Consider the following 17,466-nt stretch of genomic DNA (forward strand, 5'->3'; position numbering starts at 1 on the left):
CGACGGTGACTTCCGCATGATCGTCTCCGCTGTTGTCCTGGTCGTCGTCGCCTGGCTCGCCGCCTGCGCCGAGACGGCCATCGCCCGCGTGTCCCGCTTCCGCGCCGAGGACGCGCTGCGTTCCGGCCGCAAGGGCGCCGCCAATCTGCTGGCCGTCGCCTCCGACCCGACCCGTTACCTCAATGTCGCCCTGCTGCTGCGGGTCGGCTGCGAGACGGCCGCGGCCGTCCTGATCACCGTCGTGTGCGACCGGCACTTCGACAGCACCTGGGAAGTCCTCGTCGTCGCGATCGGCGTCATGGTGCTCGTGTCGTACGTGGCCGTCGGCGTCTCACCGCGCACCATCGGCCGCCAGCACCCGATGAACACCGCGACCGCCGCCTCGTACGTCCTGCTGCCGCTGGCCCGCGTCATGGGCCCGGTGCCGGGGCTGCTGATCCTGCTGGGCAACGCGGTGACGCCCGGCAAGGGCTTCAAGCGCGGCCCGTTCGCGAGCGAGGCCGAGCTGCGCGCGATGGTGGACCTCGCGGAGTCCGAGTCGCTGATCGAGGACGAGGAGCGCCGGATGGTGCACTCGGTCTTCGAACTGGGTGACACCATCGTCCGCGAGGTGATGGTGCCGCGGCCCGAACTGGTCATGATCGAACGGTTCAAGACGATCCGTCAGGCCATGACGCTGGCGCTGCGCAGCGGCTTCTCCCGTATCCCGGTGACCGGGGAGAGCGAGGACGACGTCGTCGGCTTCGTCTACCTCAAGGACCTGGCGCGCCGGGTGCACATCAACCGGGAGTCGGAGTCCGAGCCGGTCTCGACGCTGATCAGGCCCGCGTCCTTCGTGCCCGACACCAAGAACGCCGGGGACCTGCTGCGCGAGATGCAGCAGGAGCGCAACCACGTGGCCGTGGTGATCGACGAGTACGGCGGGACCGCCGGGATCGTCACCATCGAGGACATCCTGGAGGAGATCGTCGGCGAGATCACCGACGAGTACGACCGCGAGACGCCCCCGGTCGAGGAGTTGGGCGAGGGCTCGTACCGCGTCACGGCCCGCCTGGACATCGGCGACCTCGGTGACCTGTACGGGGTGGAACTCGACGACGACGATGTCGAGACAGTGGGCGGGCTGCTCGCCAAGTCCCTCGGCCGGGTCCCGATCCCCGGTGCCACCACGGTGGTGCCGCTGCCGGAGGACGGGTCGGGCGACCGCGGTACGGCCGCGCTGCGGCTGACGGCCGAGGCGCCCGCGGGCCGCCGCAACCGTATCCACACCGTCCGGGTCGACCCGGTCGCGGAGGTCCCGGCCTCCTGAGACACCCGGGCTCCTGAAACCCCCGGGCCCTGAGATCCCCGGGCTCCTGAGACCCCCGGGCTCCTGAGGACGGTCGGCCCGTCAGGGGCGGGTGCGCTCGGCGAGGAAGCGGCGGGCGTGGGCGAGGAACGCCTTGGCGGCGGGGGACGCGCCCGCGTGCTCCCGCCAGGCGAGCGCCAGCCGGGAGCGGACCGCGGGCCGGGTCAGCGGCAGGACGCGCAGGCCGGGGCGTGAGGCGGCGAGACCGGCCGGCAGGAGCGCGACGCCGAGGCCGCGCTCCGCGAGGGCGGCGAGGACTTCCGGGTTGCCCGCCTCGAAGGCGATCCGGGGCGTGAAGCCCGCCGCCGCGCACGCGGTGTCGACGGCGGCCCGCAGCCCGGTGCCGGTGGGCAGGACGATCAGGGGCCGCCCGTCGAGCGCCTTGACGGGCATGGTCCGGCGCCCGGCCAGCGGGTCGCCGGGCGCGACGGCCGCCACCAGCGCGTCGTCGATGACCGTCTGCGTCCCGATGCCCTCGGGCGGTTCCCCGGCGATCCCGGCGAAGGCCAGGTCGTAGCGCCCGTCGCGCAGCCCGGCCAGCAGCCGGTCCGAGGTGTCCTCGCCGAGCGTGATCTCCACGCCCGGATACGCGTCGTGGAAACCGGCGAGCATCCCCGGCACGTCCATGTCGGCGCCCAGCGAGGTGACGGTGCCGATGGCGACCCGGCCGCGTACCAGCCCGGTCAGCTCCTGCGCCGCCAGCCGCGCCCCGGCGACGGCGTCGAGCGCGGCCCGCGCGTACGGCAGCACCGCGCGCCCGGCCTCGGTGAGCCGCACGGTACGGCCCGAGCGGTCGAACAGCGGCTGCCCCAGCTCCCGTTCGAGCTGTCTGACCTGCGCGCTGATCCCCGGCTGCGCCACGTGCAAGGCGGTCGCCGCCCGGGTGAATCCCGCCTCGTCGGCCACCGTCACGAAGTATTCGAGCTGCCGCAGTTCCATAACCGGACATGCTAGCTCGCAGAAGATCCAGATCTTGGACTTATGGACGGGGGCCGTCGAGAATGGACAGCGGGGGAACCGAGGAGCACACCAGGGAGCGCCACACCATGACCGAGAACCGCGCTTGCGCCACCCACCCGGAGGACATCGCCCGGCTGTTCGTGGAGCGGGTCAACTCCGGTGACCTGGAAGGGATTCTGGAGCTCTTCGAACCGGACGCGGTGGTCGCCTTCCCGATCGACCGCCCGTCGCGGGGCACGGCGGCGCTGCGCGAGCTGTACGCGGGGCTGCTCGCCGCCAAGCCGGTCTTCGAGGTCGAGGAGCCGCTGCCCACCTTGATCAGCGGTGACCTCGCGCTGACCTCCACCCGCCCGAAGGACGGCACGGGCGGCCGGGTCCAGGTCGCCCGCCGCCAGCCGGACGGCCGCTGGCTGCGCGTCCTGGACCGCCCGGAGAGCTGAGCCCTGGCCGCTCAGACCCCGGCTGTACGGCCGCGGCCGAGCCCCACCGCGACCATGACCGCCACCGCGAGCAGCACGGCCGCGTCCACCGCCAGCGCCAGGTGGATACCGGACAGCAGGTGCGCCCGGCTGGACGCCAGCGCGGAGAGCAGCGGGATGCCGACCGTCAGACCGATCTGCTGACTGCTCGTCACCAGTCCGGTGGCCAGGCCCTGTTCGTGGTCCGGCAGTCCGGACGTCGCGGTGATCCCGTACGAGACGATCACCCACAGGTGGCCGACGCACGCCAGCGTGACCCCGGCCATCGCCAGCCACGTGCCGGAGGAGCCGGGGCCGAGCAGGACCAGCACGGCGGTCAGCGCGCCCTGCACCACCAGACCGGCCAGCAGCGTGCCGCGGGTGCCGATCCGGCCGATCACCCGCGCCGCGGTCATCCCCGTGACGGCCGCGGCCACGCCCTGGACACCGAAGACCAGGCCGGTGCGGAACGCCGACAGGCCGCGGATCTCCTGGAGGTAGAGGGTGAGCAGGAAGACCACCGTGCTCATCATCGAGAAGGTGGCGAGCCCGGCCAGATTGCCCCAGGCCACCGTGCGTCGGCGCAGCATCGGCAGCGACACCAGCGGCTCGGCGGCCCGCGACTCCACCGCCACGAAGGCGGCCAGCAGCGCGACGCCCAGCACCAGGGCGGCGATCACGTCGGCGCCGCCGAAGCCGCGCTGCGCGGCCGTGGACAGCGCGTAGATCACCGCGAGCAGCCCGCCGGTCACGGTGACCGCGCCGGGTACGTCGATCCGCGGGCGGCGCGGGTGCCGCGACTCGGTGAGCAGCGCGGGCGCGGCGGCCAGGACGAGGACGCCCGCGGCGGCCAGCAGCGCCATCGTGGACCGCCAGCCGAAGGCGTCGGTGAGCGTGCCGCCCATCACCATGCCGATGGTGAAGCCCAGCGACAGCAGCGTGCCGCTGATCCCCAACGCCCGCTCCCGCAGCGGCCCTTCGGGGAAGGTCGTGGTCAGCAGCGACATGCCGGTCGGCACCACGGCCGCCGCGCCCAGGCCCTGCACGGCCCGCGCGGCCAGGAAGGCCGCCGGGTTCCAGGCGAGGGTGGCCAGCAGCGAGGCGGCGGCGAAGACCGCGAGACCGGTCAGGAACAGCCGGCGCCGCCCGTACAGGTCGGCGATCCGGCCGAAGAGCAGCAGGAATCCGCCGGACGGCAGCGCGAAGGCGGTCACCGCCCACTGGAGATTGGCCCTGCTCATACCGAGGTCGGAGCCGAGGACGGGCAGCGACACGTTCAGGATGGAGAAGTCCAGGGAGATCATGAACTGGGCGGCGCAGAGCACGAGGAGCACCAGCTTGGCGCGTATGCCGAGGTGTTGGGGAGCCGGGGCGCGCAGGGCGCCCGTCGTGCCCGAGGCGGGGCCCGAGGCGGACGTGCTCGAAGAGGCGGGGCCCGAGGCGGACGTGCTCGAAGGGGACGCGGTGGTGTCGGTTGCCATGCGACCACCTTCCGGCGATCCACGGGCCGGTGGGGAGCCGCCCTTTATGCTGGTGGCCGGACCACCAGCCAGGCCGCAGGCCGAGGGGGAGCGAGTGGAACAGACCGTGTCCGCGCCGTTGTCGTCGAAGCCGCACCGCCGCCGGGAACTGCGGGACTTCCTGATGGCCCGCAGGGCCCGGATCTCGCCCGCGCAGGCCGGACTCCCGGACGGCGGCGCCCGGCGCCGCACACCGGGGCTGCGCCGCGAGGAGGTCGCCGTGCTGGCCGGGGTCGGCGCGTCCTGGTACCAGTGGCTCGAACAGGGACGCGACATCACCGTCTCCCCGCAGGTCCTCGACGCGGTCGCGCGCGTGCTGCGCCTGACCGGTCCGGAGCGGCGCCATCTGTACGTGCTCGCCGGGCTCAATCCGCCGCTGCCGGAAGCGGTGCCCGACGCCGACTTCTGCGAGGGGCTCTACCGGCTGATCGAGTCCTGGTCGCCGTTCCCCGCGCACATCATGGACGCCTACTGGAACATCCTGGCGTTCAACGAACCGGCCCGGCAGACCTTCGCCTTCACCGCGCGCGACACCAACTGCCTGGTCAGCTTCTTCACCGACCCCGTCTACCGGGGCCGCGCCGACCGGCACGCGACGCTGGCGGCGACCATCGTCGCCCAGTACCGCGCCGCCGCCTCGGAGTACCCGGACGACGAGGGCTTCCACCGGATCGTCTCCGAACTGGCGGCGGTCAGCACGGAATTCGCCGAGCTGTGGGCGCTCGGCGACGTCCAGCCCAGCGGCCAGCTCGTCAAGGAGCTGAGCCACCCGCTCGTGGGCGACCTCCACTTCGAGAGCACCCAACTGCGCATCCCGGCCCGCCCCGACCTCACCATCGTGATGCACAATCCGCTGCCGGACACCGACACGGCCGCCAAGCTCCAGTGGCTGGCGTCACCGGAGCAGCGGCGCGGGTCGTTCCGCTCGGTGGACGAGCAGGCGAGCTGACCGCGGGGGCCTCAGGATTTCCGGGCCCGCGGGTCCCCCGGACGGGCCCGGATCGCCGGGGTCTCGGGACCTCGGGCTCTCAGGCACTCAGGCTCTCGGGACCTCAGGCACTCAGGCTCTCGGGCTCTCGGGACCTCAGGTGCCGAAGGTGCCGATCATCGAGACCAGGTTGGCGCTGGCCGCCTGGATCGACGTGGCCAGGCTCGTGTCCGCCAGATAGAACCCGAAGGCACCGCAGACGAGAGCGTGGGTCGCCTTCATCGAGCCCTTCCGCTTCAGGAAGAAGGCCGCGACGGCGAGGACGATGACGAAGGGCAGGTGCAGAAGCATCGAATCACCTCAGACGAGGAGGACTGCACGACCCACGCTAAGCGCGGTTCGCTGTCCGCGCATCTTCGGCCACCCAGGGTGACGACACCGGGAGCCACCTCCGCGAAGGCGCGTGCGGCGCGGCGGATAAGGTCGGCGCATGAGCGATGCGACCGTGGACCCGGAAGACCGGAAACTCATCACGTTGGCCCGGTCGGTCCGTGCCCGTAACGGCGCGCCGGAAGGCGCGGCGGTACGGGACGAGATGGGCCGGACCTATGTGGCGGGCCCCGTGGCGCTGGCGTCGCTGAATCTCAGCGCGCTCCAGACGGCGGTGGCGATGGCGGTGGCGAGCGGGGCGACCTCGCTGGAGGCGGCCGTCGTGGTCACGGCGGAGACCGCCGCCGCGGACCGGGACCGCGCCGTCGTCGGGGACCTGGGCGGCCCGGCCACGCCGGTGATCCTCGCGGCCCCGGACGGCACGGTCCGAAGCACGGTCACCGCGGGCTAGGAGTCGAAGGGGCCGTTCGTGATCCGCCGGACAGGCCCTGGGGCCTGTCCGGCGCGGCGGGACGCACCCTAGAGCGCGTCGGGTCCGCGCTCCCCGGTCCTGACCCGTACGGCCGTCTCGACCGGCACCGCCCACACCTTGCCGTCACCGATCTTGCCGGTGCGGGCCGCGGCCACGAGCGTCTCGATGACGGCCTCGACGTCGGCGTCCTCGACCAGCACCTCCACCCGGGCCTTGGGGACGAGGTCGACCCGGTACTCCGCGCCGCGGTAGACCTCGGTGTGGCCGCGCTGGCGCCCGTAGCCGCTGGCCTCGGTGACGGTGAGGCCGTGCACGCCCATCTCCTGGAGTGCGGTCTTCACGTCGTCCAGTTTGAACGGCTTGATGACCGCGGTGACCAGCTTCATCCGAGGGTGCTCCTGTCCGGGACGTGAGCAGCGGCCTTGTGCGCGGGGAGCGACGTGCCGTGCGTCAGTACGCCGTGATCGTAGGCGGTCTCGGCGTGCACGGTCAGGTCGAGGCCGGTCCGTTCCTCCTCCTCGCTCGCCCGGAAGCCCATCAGCCGGTCGATCGCCCGCCCGATGCCGTACGTCACGGCGAAGGCGTACGCCCCGACCGCCGCGACCGCGACGGCCTGTCTGCCGAGCTGGCCGAGGCCGCCGCCGTACAACAGGCCCTCGGGGCCGCCGGTCATGGTGGCGGTGGCGAGCAGGCCGATGAGCAGGGTGCCGACCACGCCGCCGACGAGATGGACGCCGACCACGTCGAGCGAATCGTCCACGCCCCAGCGGAACTTCCAGCTCACGGCGTACGAGCAGAGCACCCCGGCGCAGAGCCCGACGACCAGCGCGCCCACCATGTCGACGCTGCCGCAGGACGGGGTGATGGCGACGAGACCGGCGACCGCGCCGGACGCGGCGCCCAGGGTGGTGGCGTGCCCGTCCCTGCGCTTCTCGACCAGCAGCCAGCCGAGCAGCCCGGCGCAGCCCGCCGCCTGGGTGTTGACGAAGGCGGCGGCGGCCAGGCCGTTGGCGCCGAGCGCGGACCCGGCGTTGAAGCCGAACCAGCCGAACCAGAGCAGGCCCGCGCCGAGCAGCACCAGCGGCAGATTGTGCGGGCGCATCGAGTCCTTGCGGAAGCCGAGCCGGGGCCCGAGCACGATCGCCAGCGCGAGCCCGGAGGAGCCCGAGCACACCTCCACGACGGTGCCGCCCGCGAAGTCCAGCGCGCCCAGTTCGCCGACGATCCACCCGCCGGTGCCGAACACCCAGTGCGCGACGGGTACGTATACGGCCAGCGTCCACACCAGGACGAACACCACCCACGCGCCGAACCGCGCGCGGTCCGCGACGGCGCCGCTGATCAGCGCGGCGGTGACGATCGCGAAGGTGAGCTGGAAGGCGGCGAAGAGCAGGGTCGGCACATGGCCGGTGACGGTCGTCGGGGTGATGCCGTGCATCCCGAGGTGGTCCAGGCCGCCGATCAGGCCGAGGCCGCCCGCGTCGGGGCCGAAGGCGAGGGTGTAACCGGCGGTCAGCCAGACCACGGTGACCAGCGCGATCGACACGAAGCTCATCATGAACATGTTGAGGACGCTCTTGCTGCGGACCATGCCGCCGTAGAAGAGCGCGAGGCCGGGGGTCATCAGCAGGACCAGCGCGGTGGCGGCCAGCAGCCAGGCGGTGTCGCCCGCGTCGACCGCGGGTTGACCGGCGGACAGGAGCAGCACGGGGGAGTCCCTTCCATGGACGGCTGGGGAAGAGCGTCACGGGCGCGTATTTCCGGTTGTGGGCATACGTGTTTCCGCCGTGTTTCGTGTTGCGCGAGGGTTTCCGGCGGATCACCGTGCCGTCACCCGCGGGCCGCCGGAGAAGGGCCCCGGCGGGTGCCGTACGGGCGGGGGCGGGCTCAGGCACCCCCGTCTTCGGGGAGAATGGGCGCATGAGCGCTCGTACCCAGCCCGCAGACACCCCGCACCGGTCCGGTTTCGCCTGTTTCGTCGGCCGCCCCAACGCCGGGAAGTCCACCCTCACGAACGCTCTGGTCGGCCAGAAGGTGGCGATCACCTCCAACCGGCCGCAGACCACCCGGCACACCGTGCGCGGCATCGTGCACCGGCCGGACGCCCAGCTCGTGCTGGTCGACACCCCGGGGCTGCACAAGCCGCGCACGCTGCTCGGCGAGCGGCTCAACGACGTGGTGCGCACCACCTGGTCGGAGGTCGACGTGATCGGCTTCTGCCTGCCCGCCGACCAGAAGCTCGGCCCCGGCGACACCTTCATCGCGCGCGAGCTGGCCGGGATCAAGAAGACGCCGAAGGTCGCCATCGTCACCAAGACCGACCTGGTCGACGGACAGACGCTGCGCGAGCAGCTGCTCGCCGTGGACAAGCTCGGCCGCGACATCGGCATCGAGTGGGCCGAGATCGTGCCGGTCTCCGCGACCGGCGGCGACCAGGTCGAGCTGCTGGCCGACCTGCTGGTGCCGCTGCTGCCGGAGGGCCCGCTGCTCTACCCCGAGGGCGACCTCACCGACGAGCCCGAGCAGGTCATGGTCGCCGAGCTGATCCGCGAGGCCGCGCTCGAAGGCGTACGCGACGAACTGCCGCACTCCATCGCGGTCGTCGTCGAGGAGATGCTGCCGCGCGAGGGCCGCCCCGAGAACCGGCCGCTGCTCGACATCCACGCCAACCTCTACATCGAGCGGCCCAGCCAGAAGGGCATCATCATCGGCCCCAAGGGCGCCCGCCTGAAGGAGGTCGGCATGAAGTCCCGCACCCAGATCGAGGCCCTGCTGGGCACCCCGGTCTTCCTCGACCTCCATGTGAAGGTCGCCAAGGACTGGCAGCGCGACCCGAAGCAGCTCCGCAAGCTCGGCTTCTGACCCGCGGCCGGCTCGCGGTTCGCCGACCGTAGGCCGCCCGCGGCGGGTCAGGTGCGGTCGGCGTCCGCCAGGCGGGTCCTGGCGCTGGGGGCGGGCAGGGGGCTCGCGCCCTTGATCGTGCGGTGCAGGGGCGAGGTCTCGGTGCGCCGGATGCCGGGCAGCTCGGCGACGGGCCCGGTCAGATAGCGGTAGAGCGCGCTGGCGTCCTGGCAGTTCACGGAGGCGTAGACGTTGGCCGTGCCGGTGGTCGCCGCCGCGAAGGCGATCTCGTGGTGGGCGGCGAGCGCCGCCCCCACCTCGGCCAGACGGGCGGGCTCGACCTCCAGCCACAGCCCCGTCCGCAGCGCGGGCTGGAGCGCGCGCCGGTCGAAGTCCAGGTCGTAGTAGAGGACCCCGGCCGCCCGCAGCTCCGACATGCGCCGCCGTACCGTCGTCTGCGACCAGCCGGTGACCTCGGCCAGTTCGGCGGCGGGTGTCCGGCCGTCCACCGCGAGCGCGTCGAGCAGCGGCTGGTCGTCGGGGGCCAGCGGATACGGCGCCGTGCTCTCCGGGGCCGGGGCCTGCGCGTCCGCCACGACCAGCGCCCGCGCCTCGTCCGCGCTCAGCCAGCCCGCCTTGGTCACCGGGCTCAGATCCTGCCCGAAGAAGACGTGCAGCATCGCCTGCGCGGTCACCTGCACCACGCGCGGTGTGCGCGGCAGCTTCTGGAGCAGCAGCGAGTCGTCCCCCTGGGGGAGCGCGGCCTGCACCAGGCAGAAGATCTCGGTGCCGCCCGAGATGAGGCTGACCCAGCGGGTGTCGGTACGCCGGGCCAGCGCCTCGCTGACCGAGGCCGCCGCGTCCGGGGTGCACCGCACCCGTACGAACCACGGCGTCACACCGATCCGGTGCGGGTCGGTCAGGCCCACCACCCGCAGCAGTCCGCTGGAGCGGAGGCGGCCGTAGCGGCGGGCCACGGTCTGGTCGGAGACGCCGAGCACCTCGCCGATCCGGCGGAACGGCGCCCGGCCGTCGATCTGGAGGGCGTGCACGACCCGGTGGTCCAGCTCGTCGAGTCCCTCCAGCATGTCCCATGTCGTGTCGGATTCCATCGGTCAAGGCTAGGAGATGTCGGATTCCACCGCCAAGGTGTCGCTGACTGTGGCGTGGACCGGCCGTCACGGATCGTGGGAACCGCTGCACCCCACGATCCGCACGATCCGCCGGACTCGCGGACCCCATGAGGTCCGTCAGGCCCGCGAGGTCCGCTCCCGAACGGAGTTCCACCCATGCGCAAATGGCTGCCCCTCGTGGCGATCTGCCTGGGCGCCTTCATCCTGCTGGTCGACGTCACCATCGTGAACGTCGCCCTGCCGAGCATGGCGTCCGACCTCGACGCGTCCTTCACCTCCTTGCAGTGGGTGATGGACATCTACGCGCTCGCCCTCGCCGCCCTGCTGATGGTGGCGGGCTCGCTCGCCGACCTCTTCGGACACCGGCGGATCTACGCGGCCGGGCTCGTCGTCTTCGCCCTCGCCTCGCTGGCGGCGGCCCTGTCGCCGAACACCGCCGCGCTGATCACCGCGCGGGCCGTGCAGGGCGTGGGCGGCGCCGCGATGTTCGCCACCTCGGCCGCGCTGGTGTCCGCGACCTACCACGGCCGCGACCGCGGCACCGCCTTCGGCGTCTGGGGCGCGGTCAACGGCGCCGCCGCCGCTGCCGGGCCCATCCTCGGCGGCCTGCTCACCCAGGGCTTCGGCTGGCAGGCGATCTTCCTGGTCAACCTGCCGATCGCGGTCGTCGCCGTCGCGCTCACGCTGAAGGTGCTGCCCGCCGGGCGGCGCGGCGCCGGACGCCTGGACCTGCCGGGCGCCGCCGCCTTCACCCTCGCGGCGGCCTCGCTCACGTACGCGCTGATCCGCGGCGGCGAGCACGGCTGGACCGAGTCGCTGACCCTGACCGCCTTCGCGGTCGCCGCCCTGGCCGTCGTCGGCTTCGTCGTCGCCGAGGCCAGGTCCGCGCACCCCATGCTCGATCTGGCGCTGCTGCGCCGCGCCAGCTTCTCCGGCCTGCTCGGCGGCGCCCTGCTCTACCAGGCGGCGGCCTTCAGCGGCCTGGTCTACCTCTCGCTGTGGCTCCAGAACGTCCTCGGCCTCAGCCCGATCCGCGGCGGTCTGGCCCTGATGCCGCTGGCCGGGGCGTCCTTCCTGGCAGCGGCCGTCGCGGGCCGGCACATGCACCGCGTCGCGCCCCGGCTGCCGATCGCCGGCGGTCTCGTCCTGATCGCGGCGGGCTGCGCGGTGCTGTGGCTGTCCGTGCACGCCTCGTCCGGGCAGTCCGCCCTCTTCGCGGGCCTGGCGGTCGTCGGTGTGGGCGCGGGGCTGGCCACCCCGGTCCTGGTCTCGGCCGCCGTGGAGGCCGTGCCCCCGCAGCGCGCAGGCATGGCGGGCGCCGCCGTCAACACCTTCCGCCAGCTCGGAATGACGCTCGGCATCGCGGTATTCGGCGCCGTCTTCACCTCGCGGCTGCGCGACACGACCGCGGGCGGCGGCTCGCTGCGGGCCGGATACGCCTCGGGCCTGGACCGCATTTCCCTTTACGCGGCGGTCGCCGCGCTGGCCGGAGCCGTGCTCGTCCTGGCCACGCTCCGCCCCGCCGCTGCCGCCTCTGCTCCCGCTCCGGCCGCTGACGGTGACGCCTCGGCCGAGGCTGAGGGAAAGCCCCAGGTCAGCGCGGTGGAGGAGGTCGCCACCGGCCGGAAATGACGGCTGGCGACCGCTTCATCCGATTCACCCGCTTTTGAGTGACCGGCGCCACATATGACGGACACATAAAGTGCCCCCTCTTTCACGCACCGCGACAGAGGGGGCACCCCTTTGTGATCCCCTCGATAGGACGCAGGTCACATACGAAGCCGCTTAGTACACCGCGCCTCCCGTATTGACGGGAAAACGCCTCCTCCCGACCCCGTCTACGAATGCAATCCGTAGACGGGGTCTTTGACCTCTGAATTGCCCGCCTCTAACAATTCACTGGTCCGCTACGGAGGAAGAGGTAATTCCCGAATGCAGCTCCCCACGATCCCGAAGAAGCTCCCTACGTTCACCGCGTTCAACCGGATGCCGAAGAAGCACAAGATCACGGCCGCCGGCGCTGTCGCCGCTGCCGCGGTCGTGCTGACCGTGACCGGTCTGGAAGCGACCGCAGGTGCCGGTTCGGCGACCGCGGCGAGCAACCCGGCCGGGTTCTCGGTCTCCACCGGTACGCAGGTCAAGGACCTGAACGCGCAGACCGGCCTCGCGTCGCAGAAGTCCATCAGGGACGCCGCGCAGAAGAAGACCGACCAGGCCAACGCGGCGAAGAAGGCCGAGGCCGCCAAGCAGGCCGACGCCGCGAAGAAGAAGGCGGACGCCGAGGCCGCCAAGAAGAAGGCCGCGGCCGACGCCGCCGACCGCGCGAAGCAGAAGTCCGCCGCGAACCGCTCGACCAAGCGCGCCCCCGTCGCCGCGCCGAAGAAGGCCGCCGCCGCCACGCCCGTGAAGGCCGCCGCCAAGTCCTACTCGAACAACCTCGACGGCTGGATCAAGCAGTCGCTGGACATCCTGCACTCCAAGGGAATTCCCGCCAGCTACAACGGGATTCACAAGAACATCATCCGCGAGTCCAGCGGTAACCCGAAGGCCATCAACAACTGGGACATCAATGCCCGGAACGGCATTCCCTCCAAGGGCCTGCTCCAGGTGATCGACCCGACCTTCAAGACCTACCACGTGTCCGGTACTTCGTGGGACATCTACGACCCGGTCGCCAACATCACCGCCGCCTGCAACTACGCGGCCGACCGCTACGGCTCGATGGACAACGTGAATTCCGCGTACTGATCGCGCACTTCACCACCCACCGCACCCCGGAAGGGCGGCGAGGCCCCACGGCCCCGCCGCCCTTCCGGCGTCAGCGGCGCCCGCCGGTCGGCCAGGTGCCTAGACGCCCGTGAGAAGCAGCGGGACGGTCACCGGGATTCCAGGTCTTCGGACGGGGGCGGCCTACGCGCCCTCGCCCAGGACCGCCTCGATCAATTCGCGTTGGGCGGGGGTCAGGTGGGGGTCGGCGCAGTGGGCGGTGCGGCCGTCGGCGGTGATGGCGTAGGTGAAGCCGTCGGGGACCGGGGGGCCCGAGGGCGGCGGAGCGGCCAGGACGGCCTCGGCCAGGGAGGTGAGGCGGCCCGCGTCGGGGCGGCCCGCCGTGTCGAGGGCGGCGTGGCGGGGGATGCCCGCGAAGCCGCCGGAGCGGACCACCTCGATACGCATGGGCTGTGTCACGCCTCCTGCGGCTGGCCGGGCTGCTGGCGGGGGACCTCGGCCGCGGGGGCGGCGGCCGGAGCGACGCCCACCCGGGACCAGGACGAGAGCACCGCCTGGTGCTGCTCGCCTTCACCGTAGCGGGCCTTGGCCGCCGCGGCGGTGGCCGCGGCGAAGTCCGCGAACTGGGCGTGCGGCGACAGCGAGCCGCCGGTGAGGGTGTCGTACCAGATCTGCCCGGCCTGCTCCCAGGCGTTGCCGCCCAGCTCGGCCGCCAGGAGGTAGAAGGCGTGGTTGGGGATGCCCGAGTTGATGTGCACGCCGCCGTTGTCGCGCGAGGTGGTGACGTAGCCGTCCATCGTGCCGGGCTGCGGGTCCTTGCCGAGCCGCGGGTCGTCGTAGGCGGTGCCGGGCTCCTTCATCGAGCGCAGCGCGTGGCCGTCGACGCCCGGTGCGAGCAGCCCGGCGCCGATCAGCCAGTCGGCCTGCTCCGTGCTCTGCCCGAGCGTGAACTGCTTGATGAGGCTGCCGAAGACATCGGAGACGGACTCGTTGAGCGCGCCGGACTGCCCGAAATAGTCCAGGTTGGCGCTGTACTGGGTGACGCCGTGCGTCAACTCGTGGCCGATCACGTCCAGCGGAAGGGTGAAGTCCAGGAAGATCTCGCCGTCGCCGTCCCCGAAGACCATCTGCCGGCCGTTCCAGAAGGCGTTGTTGTAGCCCTGGAGGTAGTGGACGCTGGCCACCAGCGGCAGGCCCGCGTCGTCGATCGAGTGACGCCCGTACGCCTTCAGATACGTCTCGAAGGTCGCGCCGAGCGCGTCGTACGCCCGGTTGACGCTCGCGTCCTTGGACGGCTTGGCTCCCTCGGCGCGCACCTTGCGCCCCGGCAGCGTGTCCTGGTGCTTGGCGTCGTGAACGGTCCGTCGCGGCTGGTCGGAGGCGGCGGCCCCGGTGACGGCGGTGGCGCCGATCACCGTGGTCAGGCGGCGCCTGGTGCGTTGCAGCGCGTCCTGCTCCAGGGTGCGGCGAGCGGGTCCCGAGACCCCGGAGTCCTCGGAACGGGACAGCTTGTCGAGCACGTGCGGCGGCACGATCGTGCAGAAGACGGCGTTGGGCGCATGCGTGGCAGTCATGGCGGCAATGTGGCACGCGTCACAGTCGCTGTCACGGGTTGCGACGATGATTGACGAAAAGGAGCGAAGGATCATGGTTTGAGTGGACAGAACCGTGCATCTTGCATGCTGAGAGGATCTTCGTACCGGCTACGTGATTCCGTCCGCCTCGGTTATGGTCGTCCCATCATGCGTTTCGGGCTGCTTCTCCTTAGCTGCCGCGGCGAGGGCCTGTAGTCGTAGGCCGACCCCCTCCCCGCGGAGTTCAGGCGTGCCATCGCCGTCGGCCGACTTTCAGCCGGACCCCCGAGGAGCCAGAGCCCCATGACAACCCCCAATCGCGTCGGCCGTCCCACGCCCATCACCACGGCCACCGCGCGCCAGCGCCCCAGCGTGATGCCGGTCCACAAGTACGGCCACTACGAGGCCGTGGACATCGCCGACCGCACCTGGCCGAACGCCCGCATCACCCAGGCGCCCCGCTGGCTCTCCACGGACCTGCGCGACGGCAACCAGGCGCTGATCGACCCCATGTCGCCCACCCGCAAGCGCGAGATGTTCGACCTGCTGGTCCGCATGGGCTACAAGGAGATCGAGATCGGCTTCCCGTCCTCGGGCCAGACCGACTTCGACTTCGTACGCTCCCTGATCGAGGGCGACGCGATCCCCGAGGACGTGACGGTCTCCGTCCTGACCCAGGCGCGCGAGGAACTGATCGAGCGCACCGTCGAGGCCCTGCGCGGCGTACCCCGCGCCACCGTCCACCTGTACAACGCGACCGCGCCGGTCTTCCGCCGCGTCGTCTTCCGCGGCAGCCGTGACCAGGTCAAGGCGATCGCGGTGGACGGCACCCGGCTGGTGATGGAGTACGCCGAGAAGATCCTGGGCGACGACACCGTCTTCGGCTACCAGTACAGCCCGGAGATCTTCACCGACACCGAGCTGGACTTCGCCCTGGAGGTCTGCGAGGGCGTGATGGACGTCTGGCAGCCCGAGCCGGGCCGCGAGATCATCCTCAACCTGCCCGCCACCGTGGAGCGTTCCACCCCCTCCACGCACGCCGACCGCTTCGAGTGGATGTCGCGGAACCTGTCCCGCCGCGAGTACGTGTGCCTGTCCGCGCACCCGCACAACGACCGCGGTACGGCCGTGGCCGCCGCCGAACTGGCGCTCATGGCCGGCGCGGACCGGGTCGAGGGCTGCCTGTTCGGGCAGGGCGAGCGCACCGGCAACGTCGACCTGGTGACGCTGGGCATGAACCTGTTCAGCCAGGGCGTCGACCCGCAGATCGACTTCTCGCAGATCGACGAGATCCGTCGTACCGCCGAGTACTGCAACCAGATGGAGGTCCACCCGCGCCACCCCTACGCGGGCGACCTGGTCTACACCTCCTTCTCCGGCTCCCACCAGGACGCCATCAAGAAGGGCTTCGAGGCGATGGAGGCCACCGCCGCCGCCGAGGGCAAGACCGTCGACGACATCGAGTGGGCGGTGCCGTACCTGCCGATCGACCCCAAGGACGTCGGCCGCTCGTACGAGGCCGTCATCCGCGTCAACTCGCAGTCCGGCAAGGGCGGCGTCGCGTACGTGCTGAAGAACGGCCACAAGCTGGACCTGCCGCGGCGCATGCAGATCGAGTTCTCCCGGATCATCCAGGCCAAGACCGACAGCGAGGGCGGCGAGGTCACCCCCGCGCAGATCTGGTCGGTCTTCCAGGACGAGTACCTGCCCACCAGCGACAACCCGTGGGGCCGGGTCGCCCTGCGCTCCGCCCAGACGTCCACCTCCAGCGACGGCACCGACGCCCTCACCGTCGAGGCCGTGGTCGACGGCGTCGAGACCACCCTGAGCGGTACGGGCAACGGCCCGATCTCGGCCTTCGTCGACGCGCTGGCCGGGGTGGGCATCGACGCCCGCGTCCTGGACTACTCCGAGCACACCATGAGCGAGGGCGCCTCCGCGCGGGCCGCCTCGTACATCGAGTGCGCGATCGACGGAAAGGTGCTGTGGGGGATCGGCGTCGACCCCAACACCACCCGCGCGTCGTTGCAGGCGCTGGTCTCGGCCGTCAACCGGGCCGCGCGCTGACGGGATTGACCCGGTTCACCCGGTCCGTCCGAGGGGCGAAATCCCCCGGGCGGACCGGTTCGAGCACCCTCGCAAGGCAATTGCCCCTTACGCGGTACTGACTGCGACCGCCGACTGTGGCTAACATCACGGCAGTGCGGCAGCGTTGCCGAACGGCCGGAGGGTGCAGCGTGATGAAGCTGAGGCTGTGTATCTGGGGTGTGCGAACGGCGTGGCACACCGAGGACGACGGTGAGTTCTTCTGCCCTGATTGCGGCGGCGACCGTGCCTACCACCGCAGAACCGGCACCCGCAGACTGACCGTGCTCAATGTGCCGGTCCTGCGCCGGGGCCCCGCGGGCACCGTCATCGAGTGCACCGCCTGCCACCGGCAGTACGCCTCCGACGTCCTGCTGCGGCCCACCACCACCCGCTTCTCCGCGATGCTGCGGGACGCCGTGCACACCATCGCGCTCGCCGTCCTCACCGCGGGCGGCGCCACCGGCCGCCCGGCCCGCGAGGCCGCCGTCGGCGCCGTGCGCTCCGCCGGGTTCTCCGACTGCACCGAGGACCAGTTGCTCGGGCTGCTCGCCGCCATCGTCGCCGACGAGGGCCGGTACGGCGCCTCCGGCTCGGGGGGTGCCCCACTCGGGCCCGACTCCTTCGCCGACGAGGTCGACGGGTGCGGGAGCTGGCTGTCCATCGAGCTCCACGAGGCGCTCGAGCCCCTGGCCGACCACCTCGACCCGCTCGGGCGCGAGCGGGTTCTCCTCCAGGGCGCGCACATCGCCCTCGCCGACGGGCCCTACCTTCCTGCGGAACGCGAAGTCCTCGAAGCCGTCGGCCGCTGTCTCTCCCTGCCCCTCACCGACATCGACCGCCTCCTCGCCGGAGCCGCCGCGGCCCTCTGACCTGCGGTCCGCCCGCGCGTGGGCGCCCTGGCGCGCAGGGCCTGTTCTCAAGGTGCCCCCCCCAGCGCCCCTGGCAGGGCACAGGCCCTGCGTGAAGGGGGGCGTACTCCTGGGGGAGTAGCCCCCGGATCGGTCCTGGGCGGGACGAGGAAGCCGAG

17 protein-coding genes are annotated in these 17,466 nt (G+C 71.9%); 9 read left to right on the forward strand and 8 right to left on the reverse strand.

The features are described from left to right. The first annotated feature begins 16 nt into the window (after positions 1 to 16). The gene (locus tag ABZX65_RS25810) at positions 17 to 1,309 is read left to right on the forward strand and encodes a hemolysin family protein (RefSeq protein WP_355344506.1); all 1,293 of its coding nucleotides are present in this window, start codon (positions 17 to 19) and stop codon (positions 1,307 to 1,309) included. 81 nt (positions 1,310 to 1,390) lie between these two features. Here the strand turns inward: ABZX65_RS25810 and ABZX65_RS25815 are convergent, their stop codons facing one another. Further along, a complete protein-coding gene (locus tag ABZX65_RS25815; RefSeq protein WP_355344509.1) occupies positions 1,391 to 2,287 on the reverse strand; it encodes a LysR substrate-binding domain-containing protein in 897 nt (298 codons plus the stop codon). A gap of 107 nt (positions 2,288 to 2,394) precedes the next feature. Here ABZX65_RS25815 and ABZX65_RS25820 point away from each other — a divergent pair, with 107 nt between their 5' ends. Then, entirely contained in the window at positions 2,395 to 2,748 is a 354-nt protein-coding gene (locus ABZX65_RS25820) for a nuclear transport factor 2 family protein (protein ID WP_355344512.1), read from the forward strand. Between the two features lie 11 nt (positions 2,749 to 2,759). Here the strand turns inward: ABZX65_RS25820 and ABZX65_RS25825 are convergent, their stop codons facing one another. Beyond that, positions 2,760 to 4,247, reverse strand: a complete 1,488-nt coding sequence (locus ABZX65_RS25825; protein WP_355344515.1) for an MFS transporter — start codon at positions 4,245 to 4,247, stop codon at positions 2,760 to 2,762. A gap of 163 nt (positions 4,248 to 4,410) precedes the next feature. Here ABZX65_RS25825 and ABZX65_RS25830 point away from each other — a divergent pair, with 163 nt between their 5' ends. Beyond that, positions 4,411 to 5,235, forward strand: a complete 825-nt coding sequence (locus ABZX65_RS25830; RefSeq protein WP_355344837.1) for a helix-turn-helix transcriptional regulator — start codon at positions 4,411 to 4,413, stop codon at positions 5,233 to 5,235. Between the two features lie 135 nt (positions 5,236 to 5,370). Here ABZX65_RS25830 and ABZX65_RS25835 read toward each other — a convergent pair whose 3' ends face one another. After that, a complete protein-coding gene (locus tag ABZX65_RS25835; RefSeq protein ID WP_355344517.1) occupies positions 5,371 to 5,565 on the reverse strand; it encodes a hypothetical protein in 195 nt (64 codons plus the stop codon). Positions 5,566 to 5,704: 139 nt separating this feature from the next. Between ABZX65_RS25835 and ABZX65_RS25840 the strand changes: the two genes are divergently transcribed. Then, a complete protein-coding gene (locus tag ABZX65_RS25840; protein ID WP_355344520.1) occupies positions 5,705 to 6,055 on the forward strand; it encodes a cytidine deaminase in 351 nt (116 codons plus the stop codon). Between the two features lie 68 nt (positions 6,056 to 6,123). Here ABZX65_RS25840 and ABZX65_RS25845 read toward each other — a convergent pair whose 3' ends face one another. Both ABZX65_RS25845 and ABZX65_RS25850 read right to left on the reverse strand, forming a co-directional pair. Beyond that, complete coding sequence (locus tag ABZX65_RS25845) at positions 6,124 to 6,462, reverse strand: P-II family nitrogen regulator (protein ID WP_355344523.1); 339 nt, start codon at positions 6,460 to 6,462, stop codon at positions 6,124 to 6,126. Beyond that, positions 6,459 to 7,781, reverse strand: coding sequence for an ammonium transporter (locus ABZX65_RS25850; protein ID WP_355344840.1), 1,323 nt, complete (start codon positions 7,779 to 7,781; stop codon positions 6,459 to 6,461). The genes ABZX65_RS25845 and ABZX65_RS25850 overlap by 4 nt, the downstream gene beginning before the upstream one ends. 215 nt (positions 7,782 to 7,996) lie before the next feature. On the opposite strand from ABZX65_RS25850, the gene era reads away from it, so the two are divergent. Then, complete coding sequence (gene era / locus ABZX65_RS25855; RefSeq protein WP_355344525.1) at positions 7,997 to 8,938, forward strand: GTPase Era; 942 nt, start codon at positions 7,997 to 7,999, stop codon at positions 8,936 to 8,938. 47 nt (positions 8,939 to 8,985) lie between these two features. On the opposite strand, the gene ABZX65_RS25860 is transcribed toward era, so the two are convergent. Then, the gene (locus ABZX65_RS25860; protein ID WP_355344528.1) at positions 8,986 to 10,029 is read right to left on the reverse strand and encodes an Lrp/AsnC family transcriptional regulator; all 1,044 of its coding nucleotides are present in this window, start codon (positions 10,027 to 10,029) and stop codon (positions 8,986 to 8,988) included. Positions 10,030 to 10,206: 177 nt separating this feature from the next. On the opposite strand from ABZX65_RS25860, the gene ABZX65_RS25865 reads away from it, so the two are divergent. After that, positions 10,207 to 11,682 carry an MFS transporter gene (locus ABZX65_RS25865; RefSeq protein WP_355344531.1) on the forward strand — a complete coding sequence of 492 codons (1,476 nt, stop codon included), beginning with the start codon at positions 10,207 to 10,209 and terminating at the stop codon, positions 11,680 to 11,682. A 300-nt stretch (positions 11,683 to 11,982) separates the two neighbouring features. Then, complete coding sequence (locus tag ABZX65_RS25870) at positions 11,983 to 12,798, forward strand: transglycosylase SLT domain-containing protein (RefSeq protein WP_355344534.1); 816 nt, start codon at positions 11,983 to 11,985, stop codon at positions 12,796 to 12,798. 162 nt (positions 12,799 to 12,960) lie between these two features. Here ABZX65_RS25870 and ABZX65_RS25875 read toward each other — a convergent pair whose 3' ends face one another. Together ABZX65_RS25875 and ABZX65_RS25880 are read right to left on the reverse strand one after the other, a co-directional pair. Then, a complete protein-coding gene (locus tag ABZX65_RS25875) occupies positions 12,961 to 13,224 on the reverse strand; it encodes a protealysin inhibitor emfourin (protein WP_355344843.1) in 264 nt (87 codons plus the stop codon). Positions 13,225 to 13,232: 8 nt separating this feature from the next. Further along, a complete protein-coding gene (locus tag ABZX65_RS25880; protein ID WP_355344537.1) occupies positions 13,233 to 14,351 on the reverse strand; it encodes a M4 family metallopeptidase in 1,119 nt (372 codons plus the stop codon). A gap of 303 nt (positions 14,352 to 14,654) precedes the next feature. On the opposite strand from ABZX65_RS25880, the gene leuA reads away from it, so the two are divergent. Further along, entirely contained in the window at positions 14,655 to 16,418 is a 1,764-nt protein-coding gene (leuA, locus tag ABZX65_RS25885) for a 2-isopropylmalate synthase (protein WP_355344540.1), read from the forward strand. Between the two features lie 173 nt (positions 16,419 to 16,591). Continuing rightward, positions 16,592 to 17,308 (forward strand): TerB family tellurite resistance protein, encoded by a 717-nt coding sequence (locus tag ABZX65_RS25890; protein ID WP_355344543.1) that lies wholly within the window; start codon positions 16,592 to 16,594, stop codon positions 17,306 to 17,308. The last annotated feature ends 158 nt before the right edge of the window (positions 17,309 to 17,466 follow it).

The sequence above is a fragment of the Streptomyces sp. NPDC003300 genome, from assembly GCF_040610915.1.
In the GTDB taxonomy this organism is placed as follows: Bacteria; Actinomycetota; Actinomycetes; order Streptomycetales; family Streptomycetaceae; genus Actinacidiphila.